This is a genomic window from Streptomyces sp. NPDC056948, from assembly GCF_042674225.1.
Taxonomy (GTDB): Bacteria; Actinomycetota; Actinomycetes; order Streptomycetales; family Streptomycetaceae; genus Streptomyces; species Streptomyces purpurascens.
The window spans coordinates 1-21,938 of sequence record NZ_JBHUQX010000122.1; the positions used below are offsets into that span (position 1 = coordinate 1).

Below are 21,938 nucleotides of genomic sequence, written 5' to 3' on the forward strand. Positions count from 1 at the left end.
CCTTGCTCGCCGTCGCGCCGTTCCTGAAGGAAGGGCCCTCAGCCGGGTGCCACGGCGCGTCCCGTCTGTGGGGAGATCATTCCCGCGCACAGGCCGCGGGCCGTCAGGCCCTGGGCGATGCGGGGGACGGCCGCGAGGGTGTTGGCGGGCCAGTCGTGCATGAGGATGACCTGGCCGTTGGTGAGGCGGCCGGCGGCCTGGACGATCGCGTCGGTGCTCGCGCCGTTCCAGTCCTGTGAGTCCACCTGCCAGATGATCTCGGTCAGGCCGTGCCGGGCCGCGACCGACTTCACCGTCGCGTTGGTCTCGCCGTACGGCGGGCGGAACAGTTTCGGGGTGCCGCCTCCCGCGCCCGCGACGGCCTGCTGGGTCCGGGAGATCTCCGAGTCGATCTGCGCCTGGCTGAGCCGGGTCAGGTGCGGGTGGGTGTAGCTGTGGTTGCCGACCCACATACCGGCGGCCACCTGGGCCCGGACCAGGGACGGGTTGGCGGCCGCGTACTGGCCCTGGTTGAACATGGTGGCCCGCAGACCGTTCTGCCGGAGCGCGTTGAGCAGTCTTGTCGTGTTGCCGGAGGGACCGTCGTCGAAGGTGAGGCCGACGTATCCGTTGCAGGCGGCGGCCTGCGCCGGGGCACTGGTGGTCAACGCAGCCGCTGCCGTCAGGAGGGCGGTGAGCAGCGCGACGCGCGCTGTGGCTGCCATCGTCAGCGCACCGTGATGCTGGAGCTGCCGCTGCTCTGATAACCCTCGGTCGCCATGATCATGTAGTACTTGAAGTTGCCCAGGGGCATCCCGGCCCGGGCCCAGGCGTCGAAGTGGTTGCCCGCGGTGATCGTGCCGCCCGTCCGCTTCGACTGCCGCACGCTCCAGTACTGGTCGAAGGTCTTCGTGCCCTCGACGGACGGGGCGTTGTAGCGCGTGGTCTTGTAGATGTCGTACGTGCCGCCGTCGCTGGTGACGGTGCCCTTGTACGTTCCCGTGGGCCGGTACGTGCCCCAGTTGTCGACGATGTAGTACTCGATGAGCGGGTTCGCCGTCCAGCCGTAGAGGGTCAGATAGGAGTTGCCGGACGGGTTGAAGGTGCCGGAGTAGGTCACGCTGCGGCGGGCGCCGGTGGCCCAGCCCTTGCCGGCGACGAAGTTCCCGGTGTTCCGCCATGAGGTGCTGTAGCTGCCGCCGGCGGACAGGTTCATGGAGACCGTGCCCTGGCTGTCGGTCCAGAACGAGTAGTAGTAGCCGTTGTGGGTGCCGGTCTGGTTCCTGGTGACGACCGTGTCGGCGTGGGCGGTGCCCGGCAGGGCCAGGACGGCCAGGGCGACCAGCAGCATCGTGCAGGTGCTGCTGATGAGCAGCCGTAAGCGGCTGAGTGCGTTGCTCATGGGTGTGCTTCCTCCATCGTCCTCGTGGGGTGGACGGGGGTGCTCTGTCACCCGGGAGTGTTGGCCTGGCCCTGTCAACTGTCAATAGTTTCGGTGCTTGTTGCGAAAGGTTCGTCGGCCCGTGCGGCGGGGCGGTGGTGCATTTCCGCTGTTCGGTGGCCGGTTGGGGCTGGGATGGTTCAGGTGTGGTGAGGGGAGAGGTGGCATCCCAGCCGGATTAGTGGATTCCGCTACTCGAATCTTTCGAACCGTTTCCGGATCAAGCGGCCCTCAGCCCCTCACACCCCTCGGGCCCGCATGATCCGCCCCATCCTCGCCTCCAGCTCCGCCCGTTGCTCAGCGGCCCGCTCGGCCTGGGCCCGCTCGTGTTCCTGCTCCAGGCGGCGCATGCGGTCGTTCGTGTCCCACTCCACCCGGTGGCGCTGGACGTCGTGTTCCATGCGGGCGCAGGTGTGCTGGACCTCGAGTTCCTCGGCGTACAGCTTGCGGCTCGCCCGGTGGCGGGCACCGAGGAGGGTGTCGTAGGTCGTGGCGCCGCTGAGGACCTTGGCCAGGACGGGCATGGCGTCCAGGCAGAGCAGCAGCAGATGCAGCACGATCGTCAGGAAGAGGGCGAAGCCGTCCGACTCGGCGACCTCCTTGAGGCCGGCCGCCCGGGTGAGGATGCCGTCGGTGTCCAGATCGGCGGCCCGCTGCCGGGTCTTGTCGTCGACGGCCTTCTGGAGCAGCGGCTGGTAGTCGTCGGCCGCCCCGTCCTTCCGGGCGGCGAGCTTCTGGCCCTGGGCGACCAGACCCTCAAGCTGCTTCTCGTACGTCTTGACCTTGCTGTTCTTCTCGTACTCCGAGGTCGCCTCGCGGGCCCGCTCGCAGGTGATGGTGACGTCCCGGACGCCGCCCCGCCAGATCCAGTACTTCGGGCCGCACAGGCGCTGTTCGGTGGACTGCCTGGCGCTGAGGGTCTTGTTGATGGCGGCGACCTGGGTGCTCAGGGTCTTGGCGCGGTCGCCGTTGCTCTTGATCTGGCGGGCCAGTTCGGCGGGGGAGCCCGCCACCTTGAGCTGATAGCGGGCGCACTCGCGGCGGTCGGTGGTGGCGGCGCCGTCGGTGGGATTGCAGGAGACGAGCATGCCCCGGTAGTCGGCGACCTTCTGCTCGTTGCCGACGGCTATCGACTGGCGGATCTCCTTGTCGAAGATCTGGAAGAGGATCGGCTCGGCGATGAACAGGCCGAGCAGCACCGAGAGGAAGAAGCGCACCAGCAGCGTCCACTTGCGGACCGTCGTGCCGTGGGTGCTGGAGACCAGCCAGCTGTCCAGGGCGAGGATGACCCAGAACCAGACGACGGCGACGCCGATGACCGCCCCGAGGGGCAGGTCGGAGCGGAAGCTGGAGAGCGCCAGGACCATGGAGATCGCGCCCAGCAGGGCCGTGTTGACGACGAGCGCGCCGTACCACGTGTAGCGGGCACGCTCCTCCGGCACCCAGTCCAGCAGCGGTTCGTCGATGCCGATCAGCCGGCGCAGCCGGGGTGTCCAGCCGGAGGCGGGCGGCGCCGGGCGCGACTGGCTCCGGTTCTCGTCGAAGGCCGCGCTGTCGGCCGGGCGGAGCGGGGTGTCAGTTGCCAAGGCTCCCCTCCTGGTTCGCCGGGTCGAAGTCGTCGGCGTCGTCGCCGTCGGCCGGAGCGGGCGGGGCTTCGGCGGTCCGCCCGGGCGCCCGGCGCAGCTCGCCCTTCGCGCCGCCCTTCAGCTCCCCCTGTGACGGGTCCGGGTTGTGCGGGACGTCGCCGACGCTGTTGATGAAGGCACCCGCGTCGTACATGGTGCTGTCGAACAGGCCCCGGTCGATGGCCTGTTTTCCCAGCGTGGCCCGGACATTGAGCTGCTGCTTCGCCAACTCGTGCTGTTCCCGGTGGAGTTCCTTGGAGTCCTCGCGCTTCTCGTGGCGCTGCCGCAGCCGGTCCTCGTGCTCCAGGTCCCAGCGCCGGGCGGCCTCGTGACGCTGGGCCGCGGTCTGATCCCGCTCCTCACCGCGGGCCAGCTCCTGGCGCCGGTCCTCGCGTTCGACCTGCCAGCGCAGATCGTCCCGGTCCAGGCCGCGGCGCGTCATCTCGTGGTCGCGGTCGAGCCGGAGGCGGTCGTCCTTGCGCGAGTCCCAGCGGTCCTCGGCCGCGTGCAGCCGCTTGGACAGCTCGTCGGCGCTGATGTCGCCGTTGCGCCAGGCGAGATAGTCGGCGGCGACCGGGTCGGCGCCGATCAGCTTGATGTCGTCCTCGATCTCGGCCCGGGTGAAACGGTTGCGCCGGCGCTCGATCTCCAGCTCGTAGTCCTGCTGCTCGGCACCGGCGCCGCGCTCGTAGCCCGTGCGCAAGATCTCCTCCTCCTGCCGGTTGCGCTCCTTGCGCATCGCCTGGAGGTTGCGGATCTCCTCGTGCTTCAGCTCCAGTTCGGCCTCGCGCAGCGCCCGGTCCAGAGCCGCCTGCTGCTCCATCTCCTCCTGGTGGCGCCGGCGCGTGCGATCCCGGCGGGCCCGCTCCATCTCCTCGACGTGCGCCGACATCTCCTCGGGCGTCAGGACCTCGATCGTCCCGTGCCGGGCCCGGATCCCCGACACGAGGGACGGCCGCATCTCGTGGTACGCGGTGAGCCGGGCATCGATCCGGGCGCGTACGGCGGCCGTGTCGACGACGGGCAGGTCGCTGCCGTCCTCGGTGAGCCCCGGCACCTCGCGCAGACGGGCGAGCAGCAGCGCCTCCACGTCGGTGACGCCGTCGCGCACGACCGCGCTCGGGTCGGTGACCGTGCAGTAGAAGCAGGCCCGTACGGTGAAGTCGCCCGCCTCGGACGACGGGATCCGTGTCTCCACGACGACGGGCACCTCGATCCGCCGGTCCACGACCGTGACCGAGCTGGCCCCGGTCACCACCGGGTCGTCGGGGCGGAGCTGGCCGTGGTCCTCGACGTACTCCTCGCCGACCCGGAACACCCGCACATGGTGGGCGGCGACCCTGGGCAGCTCGTCGTCGCCGCGCGTCACCCGCTTCCGCCAGATGCCGCCGCGCCGGTCCGGCCGCCCGTACTCCCGCTGCTCGACGAGCGGGTATTTCTCAGCCATGGCTGTCAGTCCTCCGTGCTCAGTACGGCGGTAAGGAAGATCTCGACGAGGGCGACGGCCGCCTCGTCGGCGCGGGCGGCGACCCGCCGCAGGGCCGAGGCCAGCGGCGGACCGTCGTCCGGTGGCAGGACCTCGGTCAGAGCCCTGCCGAACCGTTCGGCCACCTGCTCGGGCCGTTCCGACACGGCCGGCAGCTCGCGCAGGGTGGCGTTCAGGGCCGCCAGGGCCCGGCCCCGGCGCGGCAGGTTGTCCAGCACGCCCGCCCACAGCTCGCCGATGGTGGCGGTCTGCCGGTCGTCCCGCTCCATCAGCGACGCGCACACCAGCCGCCCGGTCCGTGCGTCACGGGCCCGCAGGACGGTCAGCGTGGCACCGAGGATGTTCTCCTTGGGGTGCCCGGTCAGCGTCTCGCGCTGGGCCCGCAGCCGGTACGCGAGCGGCCGGAACACCGCGCCCGTGTCCTGGCCGCACTCCGCGAGCACCGCGACCAGACCGGCCAGCGCGATCGCCGCGTCCACGGACCGGACGCCGCTGCGGACCATCCGCAGCAGGTTGGTGACCGCGTCCGTGGGGAAGCGCACGCCGAGCGCCCCGCTGAACGCCGCCGCCGCGGTCGACCGCAGCACCGGGTCGTAGGAGCGGGCCCAGCCGCGGGCCACGCCCAGCGCGGTGGCGGCGAGGCTCTCGTCCAGGCACATGCACTGCAGCACCAGCACGGCCGTCGACTGCCCGGCGGGACCGGCCGCGCCGCCCGCCCAGGGGTGCAGGTAGTTGTCGGCGACCTCGTCGAAGGCGGGCCGGGTGAGCAGCGCGAGCCCCTGCGCGACGGAGAGCTGGAGCCCGAGCCCCGGCTGGGCGGCGACGAGTTCGGTGAGCCAGTCCCGTACGCCGTTCCAGTACGGCGTGGAGCGCTTGGTCCACAGCTCCTCCAGCGCCCACTGCCGGTACTGGGGGTGGGGGAAGACCAGCGCGGTACGGGTGAGCGCGCCGTTCTTCCGCTGCTCCGCGGCGACCAGGTCGTTGCGGGACAGCGACAGCCGGCGGTCGACGGCACGCCGGGCCGCCTCGGCCTGCTCCTCCTCGGTGACGGGCTCCGGGAACGCCGGGGCCACCCAGCCCTCCAGCCGCTCCTGGCAGGTCTCGAAGTCGCGGTAGCCGGCGCCGTTGACGAAGGACAGCGTGGTGACCTCGGCCCACTCCTGCGGCGCACGGTCCCGCTCGAACCACTCGCGCACGGGTTGCGCCGCGCTGCTGCCGTAGTCCTGCCAGACCTCGTTCGCCGCCGTGCCGCCCGCGATCCGCTCGGCGGCCACCGCGACCTCCGCGATCCGGCATCCGCCGGGCATCAGCGACACGGCCCGCTCCACGGCGTCCTGCGCACACCCGGCCCGCACCAGCCGCACGCGCAGTACGGCGGTGAGGTCCGGGAGCTGCCAGGGCACGTGCCGTACGGACTCGACGACACCGCTCTCGACCGGGCGCACGGTGGTGACGACCAGGTGGGCGTCATGCTCGCGGACGGTGTCGCGCACCCGCCGCCAGTCGAAGTCCGCCGTCTGGGAGCTGTCCTCGCTCATCCGGTCGAGCAGGACGTAGCCGACGCCCTTCTCGAAGGCGACCTTCCCGCTCGCCAGGTCGTCCAGGCTGCGGCCGGGGGAGAGCACGACGTACTCCGACCCCTCCGCGAGGGCGTCGACGAGCGCCACGGCCCCGGACCGCTTGCCCGTTCCCGGAGGCGCGACCAGGACCACGACCCCGTCCTGTTCGAGGGCGAGCACGGCCTGCTCGAAGCAGGCGGGCTTGACGTAGGGCGCGAGGATCGCGTCCGCCTCGCCCGCGTCCAGACGGCCCACGGCGCGGCGCCGGGCGTTGTCGGATGCGGTGCCGATGCCGAACTGGGCGCCGGAGGCGTCGAGTTCGCCGTAGAAGTACTGGTTGACGTTGTTGTGGTGGACCTGCTCCGAAGAGGTGGCAGGGGCGGCAGGGGCCTGTGGGGCAGCCTTCTCGGGCGGGTCCTCCTGCTGGGTCTGGTTCTGGGGCTGCGGATCGTCCGCGTGGTGCGCCTCTGGTGCGTCCTGGGCGCGCTGCTCGCTGTGTTCCTCGTGTTCCTCGTTCATCCTCGGCCGTCACTCAGGTCACTTGGAGATCCCGAAGACGGCACCCTGGGCATGGACGGTTCCGGTTATGACCTGAACTACCGTGTCGCCAGGAGCAGTTGGGGCGTTCAGGGGGCGCGCGTCGGTAGCTGTCGCGCCCCCTGCGCCTCCCGCGCTCCCTCCTGCGCCGGGCTGTTCGGTCTCCCCGAGGTCCAGGTCCGTCACGTCGTATCCCGGGACCCGGATCCACGCCCGCCCCGCGTACTCCTTCTCCGCGATGCGCACCTCACGGAACTCCCGCGGCTGGATCGTCGTGTACGCCTCGCCGATCACGTCGTTGAAGACGGTCGCGGAGACCGCCAGCGCGAGCTGCGCGGCCGGCGCCGAGGCGAGCGCCGCCTTCAGCACCCTGCTGTCCAGCATCCGGCCGATCTCGACCGGGGCGCGGCCCTCGAAGCCGTTGGCCGCGGGCGAGGCGGTGCCGAAGTGCACGGCCGCCCGCAGCCGCAGCCAGGCCTCGTCGCGCCGGTTGCGGTTGAAGGTGCGCAGACCGGCCTCCAGCTGGCGCATGAACGGATCCACGAGGTCCGGCTCCGACGCCCCCTTCGGCAGGACCGCGAACACCGAGTCCCCGCCGACCTGCGTCGCCCACTGCTCCCAGTCGAGCCCGGCCTCGCCGGCCGCCTCCTCGAGCAGCCGCCGGATCGCCTCCTGCCACTCGCGCTGCGTCACCACGTCGACGCCGCCGTATCCCTTCGCGTCGACCGCCAGCAGCAGTCTGCGACCAAACGTTCCCATGCCTGAACTCCCCGCTCACTGAAGTGGAGCCGCACCCCGGGATCGGATCTGGGGGCGCACTCCGGCGGACACCGGCGTCCGCTCCCCCCTCGCGCGGACGCCGGTAGGCCAGTCCTACATGCGCCGTCCGCCGCGAACCCCGTCGAAATACGGGATGCGGAAAGGTGCGGAAACATACAGCGGGAGCCGCACGTTACGGACGAGTTCGGGAAGTCGGTGCGGACGGTGGCCGGTCGACGTCCGCAATCCCGCAGAAATCCCAGGTTCCGTGGCCGGTTCCGGGGCGTACTGGAGGCATGGAACAGCCCACCGGCCCCAGAAGGAGCAGCATGCCGTCGTCCACCGGTGCCCGCCCCGACAGCCGTCCCGCGCAGTTCATGTTCACCGCCCTGCAGACCACCCACCAGCACGCCGACACCAAGGCCGGGATCCTCGCCGCGGCCCAGGCCGCCCTCGTCGGCACGGCCGGCTACTGGTCCCCTCCGGCCCTGCGCTCCGCGTCCACGGGCGGCCCGGCGGGCATACTCGCCGCCATCCTGCTCGCCCTGTTCCTCTGCGCGATGTTCGGCGGCGCGGGCTTCCTGGCCGCCACCCTGCGCCCCCGGGTGCTGCGCCCCGCCGGCGCCAACCGCTACAGCTTCGTCCACCTCGCCTCGGGCCCCGACATCCTGCCCGCCCGCGACTCCGGCGACGGCGACCCGGACCGGGAGCGCGAGGAGTTGTCCCAGACGATCCGGTTCCTGTCCCAGGTGGCGGTGCGCAAGTACCGGTGCGTGACGGCGGCGGTGGGGTGTACGGCGGTGATGGGGGTGAGCGCGGGCCTGCTGGTCGTCCTGCGGCCGGTGCTGAACTGACGTGCGCGGCCCGGTGGTCACTCTTCGGAGCGGGGTCCGGTCAGACTTCGGAGTGAGGTCCGGTCAGTCCTCGGGAGCGAGGTCCCCGATCTCCCTGAGCCGTTCCAGGTCGCGGATGACGGTGGATCCGTACCCCGTCTCCAGCAGCCCGTCCCGGCGCAGCTCCGCCAGCCCCTTGTGGACGGTGGTCTCGGCGGCCCCGGTGAGCGCGGCCAGCTCGGGCTGGGTCAGCCGGCAGCCGAGCACCATGCCGCCCTCGACGGGACGGCCGTAGGAGGTGGCGAGTTCCACCAGGAGCCGGGCCAGCCGTACCTTCGCCGGGTAGCCCTTGAAGTCGAGACGCCTGCGGTTGGCCCAGCGCAGCCGTTGGGCGATGATCCCGGTCAGCGCCAGATGCACCTCCGGACGGCGTAACAACAGGGCGTGCAGCGGGGCGGGTTGCACCAGTCGGGCCGTGAGCGGACCGCACGCCGTCACGGTGGCCGAGCGCGGGGCGCCGTCGAACGCGGCCATCTCACCGACACTGTCCCCGCCGACCCGGACCGCGAGCAGCGACTCCTCGCCGTTCTCGACCCGTGCCGTCACCTTGGCGAAGCCGGACAGCAGCACCAGCACATGCCGGTCCCGGGCGCCCTCGCTCAGCAGCACCTTCCCGGCCTCGAACCGCGCCGGCACGCCCAGCTCGAGCAACTCACCGCGCGCTTCCGGCGGCACCGCCCCCAGCAGACTGCGCGCGGGCCACTCCGCGGAGCTGTACGGCATGGCAGGCTCCCCCGGCCGGTCGGTCACTCGACTTGAATCCTGCCCGCTGTCGTTGCCGGTAGGTGGCGTACTCGCGGGTATTCCCGATGCGGATCGAGTTGAGCCGAAGCCGTCGAGAAGAAGCGACGGCCGACGTATTCTCCGCGAATGACGTCCACGCCCACGTCCCCGGCCTCGTCCGCCACGGACGCCGAGTGTCTCGCGCTCACCCGTGCCCTGCGGCGCCGCGGCACCGTCGTGCTCTCCGTGTTCGCCCTGGTGTGGGCCGTCGCGGCGGCCTCCGGGACCGGTTCGGCGACGGATATCGCCCCGCTGGGCATCGAGGTGGCGGCCGTGCTGGTCACGGCGGTGGCGCTCTACCTGGCCTACCGCAAGGACGCCGCGCCCTCGCCCCGGACGGTGAACCTGCCGGCGAACTGGGCGCGCGGCGTCGGCATCGTCAACACCATCGAGCTGCTGGCCGTCTTCGCCGTCATCGCCGCCTCCAACGCCTCGGGCCGTCCGGAGGTCGTCCCGGCCGGCATCGCCCTCGTCGTGGGACTGCACTTCTTCCCGCTCGCCCGCCTGTACGACCAGTGGCAGTACCGGTGGACGGCGGTGCTGCTGACCGCCGTCGCGGTCGTCGGGTTCGTCCTCGTCGCGGCCGGCCTCACGAGCGAGACGGTGCGGACAGCGGTCGGTCTGGGCAGCGCGGTGGTGCTGTGGGCCTCGGCGTACCACGTGGCCGTACGAGGCTGAGCTCGACGGGCGGCTCAGGCGGTCAGGAGGCTCGGGCCGCTCGGGCCGCTCAGGTCAAACGGTCGTGATCGGCCAGGACTTCGTCGATGACACGGCGATGGACGGCGGCCTGACCGGGGTCGGTGTCGACGTCCCGCGCCAGGCAGATCAGAGCCTTCCACAGCGCCCACCCGCGGGCCCGGGCCCAGGCCGGGTCGTCCTGGCCCACGGCACGGCGGAACGCCTCGCGGCTGTCGCCGGAGAACATCGTCCAGGCGATCACCAGGTCACAGGCCGGGTCGCCGACGCCGGAGGTGCCGAAGTCGATGACGGCGGTCAACTCGCCGCCCTTGACCAGCAGGTTGTTGGCGGCGATGTCTCCGTGGAACCAGACCGGCGAGCCCCGCCAGGTCGCCTGCGTCGCCGCGTCCCACACCTCGGCCGCCCGGTCGGTGTCGATGCGTCCCGCGAGCGCTGCCAGCGCCCTGCGGGTCTCGCCGTCATATTGGGCCGGTGGCGCTCCCCGATGGAAGCTGTGCGCTCCCGCCGGTGGGCCGCCCGTGGCGTCGATGCCCTGCAGCGCGCGCACGAACCCGGCCACCGACTCCGCGAAGCGCGGCATGTCGCCGATACGTTCGGGGCGGGCCAGATCACCGTCCAGCCAGCCGCGGATCGACCAGTCGAAGGGATAGCCCTCCCCGGGCTCTCCCCGCCCCACGATCGGCGGAACGGGGACGGGCAACGACGGCGCGAGCACCGGAAGCCAGCGGTCTTCCTTGGCGATCGCGGGGACGTAGGCCGCATCGGTGGGCAGCCGCACGGTCATGGTCTCGCCGAGCCGGTAGGTCCGGTTGTCCCAGCCGTCGACCTCGACCGGCACCACGCTCAGCCGGCTCCACCGCGGGAACTGCGAGGCGATCAGCCGCCTCACCAAGGCGGCGTCGATCCCGGCTCGGCCGTCGGCGTGGGGAGAGGTGGTCATGCCGGAATGGTGCCCATGGGCCCCGGGGCCGGGCAACGGAATTCCCCGCGCACCGAAAAGAAAAGGCCGGGGACGGGGGGTGTTCCCCACCCGCATGCGGTGGCTCGCCGGATGGGCGACGGCATGCGCTTGCGGTGATCGTGTACGGACACGTCTCCCGCTCGCCGGGCGACCCTTCCGTACACGATCACGCAGGGGGAACGGGAACAGTGAAGCGTCCTACGAAGAACGCACTCGCGCGACGTACGCTGCTGGCCGGCATGGCGGCGGCAGCCGGCGCGGGAACGGTGTGGGGTACCGCGGGGACGGCCGCCGCCGGTGGGCGCGGCGGACCGTTGGGGCAAGGACCGGTGGACGCCGAGGTGGCGCGCCTGGAGGAGGGGTTGATCCGGCTCAGGCGGGACATCCACCGGCATCCCGAACTGCCGGGGGAGGAGCGTCGTACCGCCGCCGTGGTCGCCCGGGAGCTGCGAGCGGCCGGGCTGGCCGTCACCACCGGAGTGGGCGGTCACGGCGTGGTCGGCGTCCTGCGCGGCGGGCGTCCCGGCCGGACGGTCGCGTACCGGGCGGACATGGACGCGGTGCCGCCCAAGGACATCATCGGGGGCGGCCCGGCCGCGGCCCACCTCTGCGGGCACGACCTCCACACGACGGTGGCCCTCGGCGTCGCGAAGGTCCTGGCCCGGCTGCGCCGGCACCTGAGCGGCACGGTGGTGTTCCTCTTCCAGCCCGCCGAGGAGAGCCTCTCCGGAGCCCGCGCCATGATCGAGGCGGGCGTGCTGGAGCGCACCCGCGTCGAGGAGATCCACGCGCTGCACTGCGGGCCCTTCCCCGTAGGCCGGTTCGCCGTGACCCCGGGCTACGGGATGCCGGGCCAGGACAAGGCGGAGGTGACCCTCCAGGGCCCGGACGCACCCGACGCCGCGCGGCGACTGGCCGCCGAGATCGGCGCGCTCGCCACGGTGACGCCCCCGCAGACACCCGCGGACATCGAGCGGATGGTCACCGACGCCCAGACCCCCGACGGCCCGCTGGCCCGCTTCGTGTCACTCCGGGCCTCGGCGCAGGAGGCCAAGGTGAGCGTGTCCTACCGCTGTTGGCCGCAGGAGCGGTACCTGGAGGTACGCGAGAACATCCACCGACTGGCCGGGCGCTACCCGGGGGCCGAAGTCCGCTTCCCCACCGAGCCGTTCCCCGCCCTGATCTGCCCGGAACCGGACGCCCGCGCCCTGGCCCATCATCTGCGCCGCCGACCGGGCCGCGACCCGGTCACCACACTCCATGCCGCGTTCCCGCCCTTCAGCGGCGAGGACTACGCCCTCTACCTGGACCGTATCCCCGGCACCTACACCTTCCTCGGCGTCCGCACCCCGGGCACCCCCATCACCACCGGCTACCCCCACTTCCCCGACTTCGCCCCGGACGAGCGGGCCATCGGCATCGGCGTACGGGCGATGGCGGGGTGGCTGGCGGAGCGGGCCCGTTGAGGCCCGGCCCCCGACCGTCAGGGCCGCGTCCCCGCGACCTTGACGCCGAAGCCGATCAGGACGACTCCGGTCACCCGGTCCATCGCCCGGCGCACGGCGGGCCGTTCGAAGAAGGCACGGGCCTTGGACAGCAGCGCCACATAGCCACTGAGCCAGACGACGGTGAGCCCCGCGTGCAGCAGAACCAGAAGTGCCATGCCGGCGTGGGGAGACAGACCGGTGGGCGCGAGCGTCGGCAGCAGGCCGGTGTAGAAGACGGCGATCTTGGGGTTGAAGACGTTGCTCACCAACCCCGTCCGCCAAGGATTCCCAGCCGGCGCGGCCGCTCCCCCTTGTTCACGCGCCCGCTTCTTCCGACTGCCGAGCAGCGACTGGACCCCGAGGGCGACGAGATACGCGGCCCCGACCAGCTTGACGACGGTGTAGGCCGTGGCGGACGCCGCCAGGACGGCCGCCAGCCCGACCACCGTGAGCACGCCCCAGACGAGCAGTCCGGCCGTGATACCGCCGACCGTCCGCAGACCGTCCCGCCAGCCGCGGGCCACCGCCCGCTTCGTCACGACCGCCATGTCCGGCCCGGGAACCATCGTCAGGACGGCAAGCACACCGACCGCCGCGAGCAGCTGTACGAACATGGCCCCCATCCTCGCACTCGCATGCGAACGGCCGGTCCGGGTGCTGCCCGGGCGTTCACACGGCCCGGGACCCGTCGGGAAGCACCAGCGCGGAGCCGTCGTGCAGCGTGATGCGTATCGCGGTGAAGTCGACGGCGTCCACCGCGGACTTGCCGGTCCCCGGATTGCGGGCGTACCGCGGATGCGCACCCCCACTGATCTGCCAGCGCATCCGGTGCCCGGCCGGGAACCGGTAGGCGGTGGAGCTCATCGGCACGGTGACCTCCGAGGGCTCTTCCCCCACCGTCGCCACCTGTGCCAGCCCGTCACAGACGTTGGTGGAGCGGCCCTGCGCGTCGACGTCGCACAGGCGGCTGAAGACATCGGCGTACCCGGTGTCCGTGGAGACACTCAGCCGGGCGGAGACCGGACCGAGGACGTCCACGGCCTCGGCCAGCGGCGGGCTGGTGAACGTCAGAACGTCCTCCCGCCCCTCCAGAGCACTGTTGTCACGGGCACCGGCCGTCCGGGACAGCAGCGGACCGCCGAGGGACGGCGTGGGGTCGGCCGGGTCGTAGCGCAGGGACGCCAGTTGCGCGGACCCCGCACCGTCGGTGGGAGCCGTAGGAGCTCGCCGCTCGAGACCCCCGCCCGCCGCGGGAACCCATGAGGTGGTGACGGGGGAGGAGTGGGAGGGGGCGACGGGGGAGGAGAGGGAGGGGGCGACGGGGGAGGTGAGGGACGGCCAGTCGTCGAGGTCCCGCCATACGTCCTCGCCGCCGACGTGCACGCGCACACGCGTGGGACGCAGCCCGGAGGGATCGCCGCACAGGTGCGCACGCAGCCAGGCGAGGCTGTCGGCGAAGACCTCGGGCCAGCCCTGCTGCATGGCGGAGGTGTGAGTCCAGGGGCCGACCAGCAGGGCCGTGTCGCATCCGGCCTCACGCAGCCGGGCGTACTGCTCGAAAGTCTGGTCGGCCAGGGCGTCGTGCCAACCGGAGACCAGACTCGTGGGGACGCTCAGCCCCTCGGCCGCCCGCGCCAGGGACGCGCCGTCCCAGTACGGGGCGTCGGCGTCCGGGTGCGTCATCACGTCGTCCAGCCACGGCACGTCCCCGAGAGCGGACGTGTACGCCCCGCGCAGCGGCCGCGCCGTGACGATGTCGCGCATACGGCGCTGCAGCCGCAGCGTCGCCTTGGCGACGGGCATGATCCCCTGGTGCTGGTACGTCATGCCGAGTCCGACGAGCAGGGCGTTCTCCAGCCGCAGGGCACCGTCCGCGTAGAACAGGGCGTACGGGTCGTGCAGACCGACCTGCACCACCATCGCCTTCAGCTCCGGCGGCGGGTCCAGGGCGAGGGCCCACTGCACGTACCCCAGGTAGCTGGGGCCGATGGTCCCCAGCGTCCCGTTGAACCAGGGCTGTTCGCGCAGCCACGCCACGGTGGCCCGGCCGTCGGCGGCCTCGTTGCGCCACAGATCGAACGCACCGCCCGAGCCGCCGGTGCCGCGGCAGCTCTGCAGGATCACATGGAAGCCCTGCTCGGCGAAGAGGATGCCGTACTGCGGGGACCAGGGCAGACCCCTGCCGTACGGCGAGCGGACCAGAAGGGTGGGGAAATCGCCGTCCGTGTCCGTACGGGGGAAGTAGTGGTCCGTGACCAGCGGACTGCCATCGGCGGCCGGCACCTCCACCCCCGGCTCCCACCCGACGTCGTACCGCTTGTCCGGAAGCCCGCGCCAGATCGCCCTCATCATCCGCGAGGACAGCGGCGGCTTCCGGGCGGACGGCGTCCGGGCCGGCTGAGCCGCGGGGTCGTGGGTGCGTGAGGCCATGGTCGGTTCCCCTCCTCGATTTTCCGTACGTTGTACGAGAATAGAGGATGCTTGGATGACGACGACAGTGGCCTCGGCGAGCCCTCGGCGAACAGGAGTACGAAACCGTGACGCGTGAGGACGGGTCCGGCACCACGGGCCGCGACCCGCAAGAGCTGTGGCTGACCCACCAGCAGCCCCAGTCCCAGTCCCAGCCCCGGGCCCGCAGGGGCCGCAGGCCTGCCTTCAGCCGAGAAGCCATCACGACGGCCGCAGTGGCCCTGGCGGACGCGGAAGGCCTCGAAGCGGTCACCATGCGACGGGTCGCCGCACAGGTCGGCGCCGGTGTCATGTCGCTCTACAGCTACGCCCCCGACAAGGACACCCTGCTGGAGCTGATGGTCGACCACGTCAGCGGCGAACTCCCCGCATCGGCCGCTCTCACCGGCGACTGGCGCACCGACCTGAAGAGCATCGCCCACCTCCAGCGCGCCAACATGCTGCGCCACCCCTGGCTGCCCACCGCCCTGTCCACCCGCCGCAGCCTCGGCCCCAACACCCTGGCCTTCCTGGAACACGCCCTCACCGCCCTGCGCCCCACGGGCCTGGACGGGGCGGCCAAGCTGGAGGTCTTCGCCCAGCTCACGGCCTTCGTCGCCGGACACGTCACCCACGAACTCACCCAGGCGGCAGCCGCCGGCTCCCCCGACCGGGCGGCGGCCGAGGCCCGCTACCTCGCGACCGTCGCCGCGGACGGCCACCACCCGGAACTCGCCGAAGCCCTCGCGGCCCCCACCCGCCCCCTGACCCCCGAAGCCACCTTCACCCGCTTCCTCAACCGCCTGATCGACGGCCTCGGCACGGACTGAACGCCCTCTGGCGATCAACCACCCTCCCCACCACTATGAGAAGCACGCCGGATGGTCGGCGTAGGGGGAGGGGCCCACAGCATGACCACTTCGGGTGGCAAGCCCGTGAACATCGACAAGCTCGCCGCCGGCCTGTTGGTCGCCGCCCGGAAGGTGCAGAGCGAAGCGCCGCCTCCTGCTGAGAACGTGCGGGCACTCGGGGACGCGCTTGCCGTTCTGCGAGACGGCATTGGCTGGACGGAAGGGCTGGGAGACCCGCTCGACGTCGCTTCGCTCGCCCAGCACTGCAAGAAGCTGGCCATCTGTCTCCGCTCCGGCGTGTGGAAGGTGTGCATAGAAAAGGACCTGGTCACCCCGCCGCAGGAGGTCGCACCCGCCCTGCAGGCTGAAGTCGCCCGGGCCGATGACAGCGAGATCGGCTACGCGTACAGGCAACTGGTCGCATGCGGAGTGCGGGACGCCAGCCTGGGCGGAGTGCTCGCCCGCGTCATCAGCAGCACCTTCTGCGATATCGGCCCGCTGGCCGGTGCGTTGGCCGATGACGTGGTCGCCGCCCGACAGGAGACGGTCGAAGCCCTGCGGGCTCGCATCACGGCATGCTTCAAGAAGCCCGATGCGCCGAGCGTGACCAGGCGAAGGCCCCCAAGGCCCCGGAGGCTGAGGAACCCCGGCGGAACCCTCTAGAGGGCGGCCTCAGGGCAGGTCCGACACTCCGCCGCCACCCACCCTCTGGGCGCACGCTCCATCCCCCGCACGGCGGAGCCGAGTTGGCCCCACGGGTCGATCCTCGGTGGCCCCCGCGACTGCGACGCTCGTGACGGAACCCGACCGGCCACCAGCCCACCCGACCGAGGACCGCGTATGCAGCCGCTCCCGCACGCCGAGACCCCGACAGCGACCCGCCCCGGGCGACTCCGCACCGCATGGCAGGCGGCCCACAAGCCCACCGCCGGAGTGTCTCGACAGATACAACTACTCGCCTACGCCGTACCGTTGACCGTCCTGCCCTCCAGCATCTGGCGCCTGCCGGCCGTACTCGACGACGGAATCGGCCCCGGCGAGCAGGCGTACATCGTCTTCCTGTCGGTCCTCTCCGAAGCCCTCGCGTTCACGGCGATCGGGCTGATCGCCCGTTGGGGCGAGGTGTTCCCGCACTGGATACCTCTCCTCGGAGGCCGACGGGTGCCGACAAGGGCAACGGTCATCACGTCAGCCACCGGCGCCACGATCCTCACGCTCGGTACCGCCCTGAGCCTCGTCACCCAGATCCTGGGCACCACGATCCGCGGCGACGCCCTGCCCGCCGACTCCCCCGGCGAGGCAGGCGGCTGGGGGACCGCCTGGTTCTACGCCTGCTACGCGCCCCTGATTCTCTGGGGCCCGCTGCTGGCCGCACTGACCGTCGCGTACTGGAAGCGCCGCCGCGCCCCCGAGAACATGCCCGACGCGCGGCACACGGCGCTCATGCCGCCGAGTGGGCGCCCCTGATCAACAGGCGCATGATGAAGGCACCACCCTCGGAAAGAGCTTCTCCGACTGCACGTCGTACGTGTTCGAACTGCGGGCGTACGACGTCTCGGGAGACATGGCCTACACGGTCGGCCTCGAACACGCCTCCGCCTCCGTCGACGGAGAGCCACGCACCTACACGCTGCGCGCCACCCAGGTGTACCGCCGCGAGGACGGTGAGTGGAGGGTGACCCATCGCCACGCCGACCGAGTCACCGAGTAACTGCCCAGGTCACAGGCCGTTCGCGCGCTTCGCCCGGCCACCAGGATGTCCCATCCCGCACATGGCACCAGAATGGGCCTTGTCCAGCCTTTTGTGCCGGATCGGAGACCCGCATGGCAGATCTCAAGTTTGAGCAGAAGCGCTCGCTGACACGCCTGGAGGCGGCCGACCAGCTCACGGCACTCGCAGCCGCCCTGAGAGAAGGCGGCGATGCCGAGCTGGAACTCAGCCCCGGAACGCTGAGCCTGCGCATCCCCGACGATCTCCGCAGCGAAATAGAGGTCGAGATCGACAACGGGGAGATCGAGCTGGAAATCGAACTCACCTGGCCGACCACCCCGACCCGGCCCCAGCCCTCGCGGAAGACCACAGCCGCAACCCCGAAGCGAAAGAAGCCACCCACCAAGGCCGCTCGGACCAGCACGACGAGCACGACCAAGAACAAGAACAAGAACACACAGCGGTCGGCCACGAAGAAGCCCTGAGCCGCACCGGCATTACTCGCTCGGGTGCGCACATCGTGCGGGTTTCGGCGTTTGTGCCCAGGATTGGCGTCGCGATGTGTTCCCTCACGAAGGTGAAAAGATCATGCCGACGTATGTCACGTTGCTGAACTGGACCGATCAAGGGATCCGGAACTACAAGGACACCGCGAAGCGTGCCGACGCCTTCGCTTCGGGGGTACAGAAGCTCGGGGCGAAGCTCCTGAACATCTACTGGACCGTCGGACTGTACGACCTGGTGGCCGTTGTCGAAGCGCCCGACGACGAAACCGCCACCGCGGCTCTCCTCCAACTCGGCGGAGTGGGCAACGTCCGTACCACGACCCTGCGGGCCTTTGGCCAAGAGGAAATGGACCGCATCATCGCCAAGGCCGCCGGCTGAGGCACGTCAGACTCAGCGACAAAGGCCCCGGACCATGATCGGTCCGGTGCCTCGATCAGTGGGTGCCGTCTCGCGCTGCCGACGGCCAGGAAGCCGGCACCTGGATGCCGGTCGAGCCACTGCACATCGTCGATCAGACAGAGCAACGACACCAGGGCCGTCGAGCAGCGGGCTGGTAGGGCAAGAACGACCGAGCCCTACGAGCCGCCTGCTCATACTCCAGCTCGAAAGACCTCGTGCCGTCGTACGCGCCGCGGTCCGCACATGCTCCAGGGAGGTGCTCGTCGCCGGACAGATAACATCAGGGCTCCGGCGTGGCTCCCAGTAAAGGCGACGATCATGGATCCGGCCGAGATAACTCCGCTTCCCGCGAGCATCAGCCTGCGCGAGTTGCTGATGGCTCTGGGCGATTCGCTGGTGGAGGTGCAGGCCGCTCCCGCCGGACTGGACGTCGAGATCCGTGGCGTGGCCCTGCTCGATCCCGAGGAGCCGCCGACCACCCAGCCGGGCGAGCTGGTTCTCGTCATCGGTGCCCGTGGCCGAGCCGCCTATCCCGCGCTGCGGGCCGCCGGGCGCGACGGAGCCGCCGGCGTCGTGGTCAAACTGGACGGTCCCGGCCAGGCCGCGGCACTCAGCGAGACCGCCACCGAGGCCGGGGTCGCCCTGCTCTCGTTGCGCGGCGAAGCACGCTGGGAACAGGTGAACGCGTTGGCCCGCGCCGCCCTCGACGACGCGCCGCCGGGCCACATCGGCGAAGCCGAGGAGAGCGACCTGTTCTCGCTCGCCCAGACCACCGCCATCCTCACCAGCGGCATCGTCAGCATCGAGGACGCCGCCAACCGGGTGCTGGCGTACTCCCGCTCCACCGACTCCGACGAGATCGACGACCTGCGGCGGCGTTCCATCCTCGGCTGGCAGGGACCGGAGGCGTACCTGGCGAAGCTGCGCGAGTGGGGTGTGTTCCAGCACCTGCACTCCAGCGACGAGGTGATCAGCATCGACAGTCACCCCGAGCTGGGGATCCGCCGTCGGCTCGCGGTGGCCATCCGGTCCGGGGACCGGCAGTTGGGGACCATCTGGGTGCAGGAGGGCTCGACACCGCTGTCCGAACGCTCAGGTCAGGCACTGCTGGGTGCCGCCCGGGTCGCCGCGCTCCATCTGGTGCGCCGCCGCCGGGAGCTCTCGGAGAACCTGACGTTCACCCGAACCCTGCTGGCCGGACTGCTGGAGGGGAACACCGGGCCACAGCCGCTGGCCACCCACCTGGGATTCGACGCGACCCGCCCGGCCGCCGTCCTCGGCTTCTCGTACGGAACCGCGGAGGTCGTCGCCGCAGCGGAGCTGACCCATGCCGAAGTCACCAACCTGGTCTCCGTGCACATAGCCGCCCGGCACCGCAGCGCGCTGGTCACGCAGGTCGATCCCCGCATCTACGTGCTCCTGCCCCAGTTGCCGCGCAGCATCGACATAGACACGCTGCGCGGCTGGGGTCAGGAGATCACCGACGCCGTACGCCGACACCTGGGCCTGCCGCTGCGTGGCTCGGTCGGTTGCGTGGTGTCCACGCTCGGCGACGTCACGGAGTCGCGCCGGGAGGCCGACCGCATCCTCGATGCCATGCTGGGAGCCGACGTACGCACCGCGGTCGCCGCGTTGCCGGACATCCAGTCGGAAGTACTGGTCAGTGAAGTGCTGACGCTGCTCTCCGGCCATCCCGAGATACGGGATCCACGGCTGACCGCCCTTGTCGCCCACGACAGTCGGCACCAGGGACGCCTGGCGGAGACGTTGCTGACCTACCTGAATTCCTTCGGTGACGTACGGGCGGCCGCCGCCCAGCTGCATGTGCACCCCAACACGCTGCGCTACCGCCTTCGCCGGGCCGAGGAGCTGACCGGTCTCGACCTGAGCCGTCCTGACCAGCGTCTGCTCGCCATGCTCCAGTTGCGGCTGCCGCCCGGCTCCTGATCCCGCTTCCCTTCCGCATTGTCGGGCCGTACAGCCATCGGCGACTACTTCGTCGTACTGGACAAGCCCGCCGCCCCATGACTCCTCATACGCTGGCGCAAATCTCCTCCCGCAAGTGAAACGGACCGCCTCTCATGAGGAGGCGGAGCGCAGCGCGGACGTGTGGTGACGACCCCATCACCTGCACGGCATCCGGATACCGCGCCCCGCACCCTGAACGCTCGCGGAACCTTCGAGGCCATGGCCCTCCCCCTGCCATACCGGCCTGCTCGTCCCCGCCGTCGAGGCGATGCCCCAGCAACCACGGCAGCCACTCCCCACACGGCTTCCCAACCACTCAACGGATGGATGTCGACATGACCACACGTCCCCCAGATGCTCCGGCCCCTGACACCGCCCCACCTGCCGACGGTCAGTCCCCGGAGCAGGCAGGTCTGAAGGCCGGTCTCAAGAACCGCCATCTGTCCATGATCGCCATCGGTGGTGTGATCGGCGCCGGCCTGTTCGTGGGCTCCGCCTCCGGTATCGCCGCCGCAGGGCCCGGCATCCTGCTGTCGTACGCGCTGGTCGCGGCCCTGGTCGTGTTCGTGATGCGGATGCTCGGCGAGATGGCCGCGGCCTACCCGACCTCCGGCTCCTTCTCCGCTTACGCGGACCGGGCGCTGGGCCGCTGGGCCGGGTTCTCGATCGGCTGGCTGTACTGGTTCTTCTGGGTCGTCGTGCTCGCCGTGGAGGCGACGGCGGGTGCCGTGATCCTGGAAGGATGGGTGCCGGCCGTGCCGCAGTGGGCCTGGGCGCTGATCGTGATGGTGGTCCTCACCGCCACCAACCTGATCTCGGTCGGTTCCTTCGGCGAGTTCGAGTTCTGGTTCGCAGGCATCAAGGTCGTCGCCATCGGAGGCTTCATCATCCTCGGCGGCCTGGCGATCTTCGGTGTGCTGCCCGGCTCCGACCACGCCGCGACGGGCTTCGGCAACCTCACCGAACACGGCGGCTTCCTGCCGAACGGCTCCGGAACGATCCTCACCGGCATCCTGCTGGTCGTCTTCTCCTTCATGGGGAGCGAGATCGTCACCCTCGCCGCCGCCGAGTCCCCGGACGCGCGGCGGGCGGTCGCGAAGGCCACCCGGAGCGTGATCTGGCGGGTCGGCATCTTCTACCTCGGCTCGATCCTCGTCGTGGTCTCCCTGCTGCCCTGGAACGACCCCGCGATCGAGAAGAAGGGGTCGTACGTCGCGGCCCTGGACTCGATCGGCATCCCGCACGCCGGCGAGATCATGAACTTCATCGTGCTGACCGCCGTGCTGTCCTGTCTCAACTCCGGCCTCTACACCGCCTCTCGTATGGCCTTCTCCCTCGGGCAGCGTGGCGACGCCCCGCGGTCCTTCGTACGGACGAACGCGCGAGGTGTCCCGCAGCCCGCGATCCTGGCCTCCGTGGCCTTCGGCTTCGTGGCGGTCGCCTTCAACTACCTGTGGCCGGACACGGTGTTCCAGTTCCTGCTGAACTCCTCCGGCGCGGTCGCGCTCTTCGTGTGGCTGGTCATCTGCTTCTCGCAGCTGCGGATGCGGGGGATCATCCTGCGCGAGAACCCGGAGAAGCTCGTCGTCCGGATGTGGCTGTTCCCGTATCTGACGTGGGTGACGATCGCGATGATCTCGTTCGTGCTCGTCTACATGCTCACCGACGACAAGGAGGGCGGCGGACGGAGCCAGGTACTGCTCTCCTTGCTCGTGGCCGCTCTGGTGATCGCGATCTCACTGGTCCGGGAGCGACGGCGCCCGGAAAGCGCCAAGGACACGGGCGCGCTCCGGTAGCAGCCGCGCGCCCTTGTCGGGCTCCTCGAATGCCCCGGACCACGATCGG

Annotated in this window: 21 protein-coding genes; 11 read left to right on the forward strand and 10 right to left on the reverse strand. The window is 71.0% G+C overall.

Features of this window, described 5'->3' with window-relative positions:
* Window positions 1-38: 38 nt before the first annotated feature.
* The 6 genes from ACFTZL_RS17815 to ACFTZL_RS17840 all read right to left on the reverse strand — a co-directional run bounded on the left by ACFTZL_RS17815 (window position 39) and on the right by ACFTZL_RS17840 (window position 7,386).
* A complete protein-coding gene (locus ACFTZL_RS17815) occupies window positions 39-704 on the reverse strand; it encodes a polysaccharide deacetylase family protein (RefSeq protein ID WP_382583185.1) in 666 nt (221 codons plus the stop codon).
* 2 nt (window positions 705-706) lie between these two features.
* Complete coding sequence (locus ACFTZL_RS17820) at window positions 707-1,381, reverse strand: glycoside hydrolase family 11 protein (RefSeq protein WP_382583188.1); 675 nt, start codon at window positions 1,379-1,381, stop codon at window positions 707-709.
* A 278-nt stretch (window positions 1,382-1,659) separates the two neighbouring features.
* On the reverse strand, window positions 1,660-3,006 hold the full coding sequence (locus ACFTZL_RS17825) for a DUF4407 domain-containing protein (RefSeq protein WP_382583191.1): 1,347 nt from the start codon (window positions 3,004-3,006) through the stop codon (window positions 1,660-1,662).
* Window positions 2,996-4,492: a hypothetical protein gene (locus tag ACFTZL_RS17830; protein ID WP_382583194.1), complete on the reverse strand. Its 1,497-nt coding sequence runs from the start codon at window positions 4,490-4,492 to the stop codon at window positions 2,996-2,998. Before ACFTZL_RS17830 ends, ACFTZL_RS17825 begins: the two co-directional genes overlap by 11 nt.
* 5 nt (window positions 4,493-4,497) lie before the next feature.
* Window positions 4,498-6,609 carry a hypothetical protein gene (locus ACFTZL_RS17835; RefSeq protein WP_382583197.1) on the reverse strand — a complete coding sequence of 704 codons (2,112 nt, stop codon included), beginning with the start codon at window positions 6,607-6,609 and terminating at the stop codon, window positions 4,498-4,500.
* Between the two features lie 18 nt (window positions 6,610-6,627).
* Window positions 6,628-7,386 carry a hypothetical protein gene (locus tag ACFTZL_RS17840; RefSeq protein ID WP_382583200.1) on the reverse strand — a complete coding sequence of 253 codons (759 nt, stop codon included), beginning with the start codon at window positions 7,384-7,386 and terminating at the stop codon, window positions 6,628-6,630.
* A 329-nt stretch (window positions 7,387-7,715) separates the two neighbouring features.
* On the opposite strand from ACFTZL_RS17840, the gene ACFTZL_RS17845 reads away from it, so the two are divergent.
* On the forward strand, window positions 7,716-8,240 hold the full coding sequence (locus tag ACFTZL_RS17845; protein ID WP_382583202.1) for a Pycsar system effector family protein: 525 nt from the start codon (window positions 7,716-7,718) through the stop codon (window positions 8,238-8,240).
* Between the two features lie 63 nt (window positions 8,241-8,303).
* Here ACFTZL_RS17845 and ACFTZL_RS17850 read toward each other — a convergent pair whose 3' ends face one another.
* Entirely contained in the window at window positions 8,304-9,002 is a 699-nt protein-coding gene (locus ACFTZL_RS17850) for a Crp/Fnr family transcriptional regulator (protein ID WP_382583205.1), read from the reverse strand.
* 147 nt (window positions 9,003-9,149) lie between these two features.
* Here ACFTZL_RS17850 and ACFTZL_RS17855 point away from each other — a divergent pair, with 147 nt between their 5' ends.
* Complete coding sequence (locus ACFTZL_RS17855; protein ID WP_382583208.1) at window positions 9,150-9,740, forward strand: DUF7010 family protein; 591 nt, start codon at window positions 9,150-9,152, stop codon at window positions 9,738-9,740.
* Window positions 9,741-9,789: 49 nt separating this feature from the next.
* On the opposite strand, the gene ACFTZL_RS17860 is transcribed toward ACFTZL_RS17855, so the two are convergent.
* Window positions 9,790-10,701: an aminoglycoside phosphotransferase family protein gene (locus ACFTZL_RS17860; RefSeq protein ID WP_382583211.1), complete on the reverse strand. Its 912-nt coding sequence runs from the start codon at window positions 10,699-10,701 to the stop codon at window positions 9,790-9,792.
* A gap of 260 nt (window positions 10,702-10,961) precedes the next feature.
* Between ACFTZL_RS17860 and ACFTZL_RS17865 the strand changes: the two genes are divergently transcribed.
* Window positions 10,962-12,188 carry a M20 family metallopeptidase gene (locus tag ACFTZL_RS17865; protein WP_382583214.1) on the forward strand — a complete coding sequence of 409 codons (1,227 nt, stop codon included), beginning with the start codon at window positions 10,962-10,964 and terminating at the stop codon, window positions 12,186-12,188.
* Between the two features lie 17 nt (window positions 12,189-12,205).
* Here ACFTZL_RS17865 and ACFTZL_RS17870 read toward each other — a convergent pair whose 3' ends face one another.
* Together ACFTZL_RS17870 and ACFTZL_RS17875 are read right to left on the reverse strand one after the other, a co-directional pair.
* A complete protein-coding gene (locus ACFTZL_RS17870; protein WP_382583217.1) occupies window positions 12,206-12,823 on the reverse strand; it encodes a LysE family translocator in 618 nt (205 codons plus the stop codon).
* 55 nt (window positions 12,824-12,878) lie between these two features.
* Window positions 12,879-14,639 carry a CocE/NonD family hydrolase gene (locus ACFTZL_RS17875; protein ID WP_382583220.1) on the reverse strand — a complete coding sequence of 587 codons (1,761 nt, stop codon included), beginning with the start codon at window positions 14,637-14,639 and terminating at the stop codon, window positions 12,879-12,881.
* Window positions 14,640-14,746: 107 nt separating this feature from the next.
* Here ACFTZL_RS17875 and ACFTZL_RS17880 point away from each other — a divergent pair, with 107 nt between their 5' ends.
* The 8 genes from ACFTZL_RS17880 to ACFTZL_RS17915 all read left to right on the forward strand — a co-directional run bounded on the left by ACFTZL_RS17880 (window position 14,747) and on the right by ACFTZL_RS17915 (window position 21,889).
* Complete coding sequence (locus ACFTZL_RS17880; protein WP_382583223.1) at window positions 14,747-15,487, forward strand: TetR/AcrR family transcriptional regulator; 741 nt, start codon at window positions 14,747-14,749, stop codon at window positions 15,485-15,487.
* A gap of 81 nt (window positions 15,488-15,568) precedes the next feature.
* Window positions 15,569-16,171, forward strand: coding sequence for a hypothetical protein (locus ACFTZL_RS17885; RefSeq protein WP_382583226.1), 603 nt, complete (start codon window positions 15,569-15,571; stop codon window positions 16,169-16,171).
* 177 nt (window positions 16,172-16,348) lie between these two features.
* Window positions 16,349-16,975 (forward strand): hypothetical protein, encoded by a 627-nt coding sequence (locus tag ACFTZL_RS17890; RefSeq protein WP_382583229.1) that lies wholly within the window; start codon window positions 16,349-16,351, stop codon window positions 16,973-16,975.
* Window positions 16,962-17,219 (forward strand): nuclear transport factor 2 family protein, encoded by a 258-nt coding sequence (locus ACFTZL_RS17895; RefSeq protein ID WP_382583232.1) that lies wholly within the window; start codon window positions 16,962-16,964, stop codon window positions 17,217-17,219. The genes ACFTZL_RS17890 and ACFTZL_RS17895 overlap by 14 nt, the downstream gene beginning before the upstream one ends.
* A 113-nt stretch (window positions 17,220-17,332) precedes the next feature.
* Complete coding sequence (locus ACFTZL_RS17900) at window positions 17,333-17,704, forward strand: amphi-Trp domain-containing protein (RefSeq protein WP_382583235.1); 372 nt, start codon at window positions 17,333-17,335, stop codon at window positions 17,702-17,704.
* 103 nt (window positions 17,705-17,807) lie between these two features.
* Window positions 17,808-18,104, forward strand: coding sequence for a GYD domain-containing protein (locus ACFTZL_RS17905; protein ID WP_382583238.1), 297 nt, complete (start codon window positions 17,808-17,810; stop codon window positions 18,102-18,104).
* Between the two features lie 339 nt (window positions 18,105-18,443).
* Window positions 18,444-20,072: a PucR family transcriptional regulator gene (locus ACFTZL_RS17910; protein WP_382583241.1), complete on the forward strand. Its 1,629-nt coding sequence runs from the start codon at window positions 18,444-18,446 to the stop codon at window positions 20,070-20,072.
* Window positions 20,073-20,428: 356 nt separating this feature from the next.
* Window positions 20,429-21,889 carry an amino acid permease gene (locus ACFTZL_RS17915; protein ID WP_382583244.1) on the forward strand — a complete coding sequence of 487 codons (1,461 nt, stop codon included), beginning with the start codon at window positions 20,429-20,431 and terminating at the stop codon, window positions 21,887-21,889.
* Window positions 21,890-21,938 lie beyond the last annotated feature (49 nt).

What these genes read in the sequence shown, in the direction of transcription:
- ACFTZL_RS17900 (WP_382583235.1), top strand. Translation starts at nt 17,333, where the DNA reads ATGGCAGATCTCAAGTTTGAGCAGAAGCGCTCGCTGACACGCCTGGAG.
- ACFTZL_RS17835 (WP_382583197.1), bottom strand. Translation starts at nt 6,609, where the DNA reads ATGAACGAGGAACACGAGGAACACAGCGAGCAGCGCGCCCAGGACGCA.
- ACFTZL_RS17840 (WP_382583200.1), bottom strand. Translation starts at nt 7,386, where the DNA reads ATGGGAACGTTTGGTCGCAGACTGCTGCTGGCGGTCGACGCGAAGGGA.
- ACFTZL_RS17905 (WP_382583238.1), top strand. Translation starts at nt 17,808, where the DNA reads ATGCCGACGTATGTCACGTTGCTGAACTGGACCGATCAAGGGATCCGG.
- ACFTZL_RS17865 (WP_382583214.1), top strand. Translation starts at nt 10,962, where the DNA reads ATGGCGGCGGCAGCCGGCGCGGGAACGGTGTGGGGTACCGCGGGGACG.
- ACFTZL_RS17830 (WP_382583194.1), bottom strand. Translation starts at nt 4,492, where the DNA reads ATGGCTGAGAAATACCCGCTCGTCGAGCAGCGGGAGTACGGGCGGCCG.
- ACFTZL_RS17890 (WP_382583229.1), top strand. Translation starts at nt 16,349, where the DNA reads ATGCAGCCGCTCCCGCACGCCGAGACCCCGACAGCGACCCGCCCCGGG.
- ACFTZL_RS17870 (WP_382583217.1), bottom strand. Translation starts at nt 12,823, where the DNA reads ATGTTCGTACAGCTGCTCGCGGCGGTCGGTGTGCTTGCCGTCCTGACG.
- ACFTZL_RS17855 (WP_382583208.1), top strand. Translation starts at nt 9,150, where the DNA reads ATGACGTCCACGCCCACGTCCCCGGCCTCGTCCGCCACGGACGCCGAG.
- ACFTZL_RS17910 (WP_382583241.1), top strand. Translation starts at nt 18,444, where the DNA reads ATGGATCCGGCCGAGATAACTCCGCTTCCCGCGAGCATCAGCCTGCGC.
- ACFTZL_RS17875 (WP_382583220.1), bottom strand. Translation starts at nt 14,639, where the DNA reads ATGGCCTCACGCACCCACGACCCCGCGGCTCAGCCGGCCCGGACGCCG.
- ACFTZL_RS17850 (WP_382583205.1), bottom strand. Translation starts at nt 9,002, where the DNA reads ATGCCGTACAGCTCCGCGGAGTGGCCCGCGCGCAGTCTGCTGGGGGCG.
- ACFTZL_RS17885 (WP_382583226.1), top strand. Translation starts at nt 15,569, where the DNA reads ATGACCACTTCGGGTGGCAAGCCCGTGAACATCGACAAGCTCGCCGCC.
- ACFTZL_RS17860 (WP_382583211.1), bottom strand. Translation starts at nt 10,701, where the DNA reads ATGACCACCTCTCCCCACGCCGACGGCCGAGCCGGGATCGACGCCGCC.
- ACFTZL_RS17820 (WP_382583188.1), bottom strand. Translation starts at nt 1,381, where the DNA reads ATGAGCAACGCACTCAGCCGCTTACGGCTGCTCATCAGCAGCACCTGC.
- ACFTZL_RS17815 (WP_382583185.1), bottom strand. Translation starts at nt 704, where the DNA reads ATGGCAGCCACAGCGCGCGTCGCGCTGCTCACCGCCCTCCTGACGGCA.
- ACFTZL_RS17915 (WP_382583244.1), top strand. Translation starts at nt 20,429, where the DNA reads ATGACCACACGTCCCCCAGATGCTCCGGCCCCTGACACCGCCCCACCT.
- ACFTZL_RS17845 (WP_382583202.1), top strand. Translation starts at nt 7,716, where the DNA reads ATGCCGTCGTCCACCGGTGCCCGCCCCGACAGCCGTCCCGCGCAGTTC.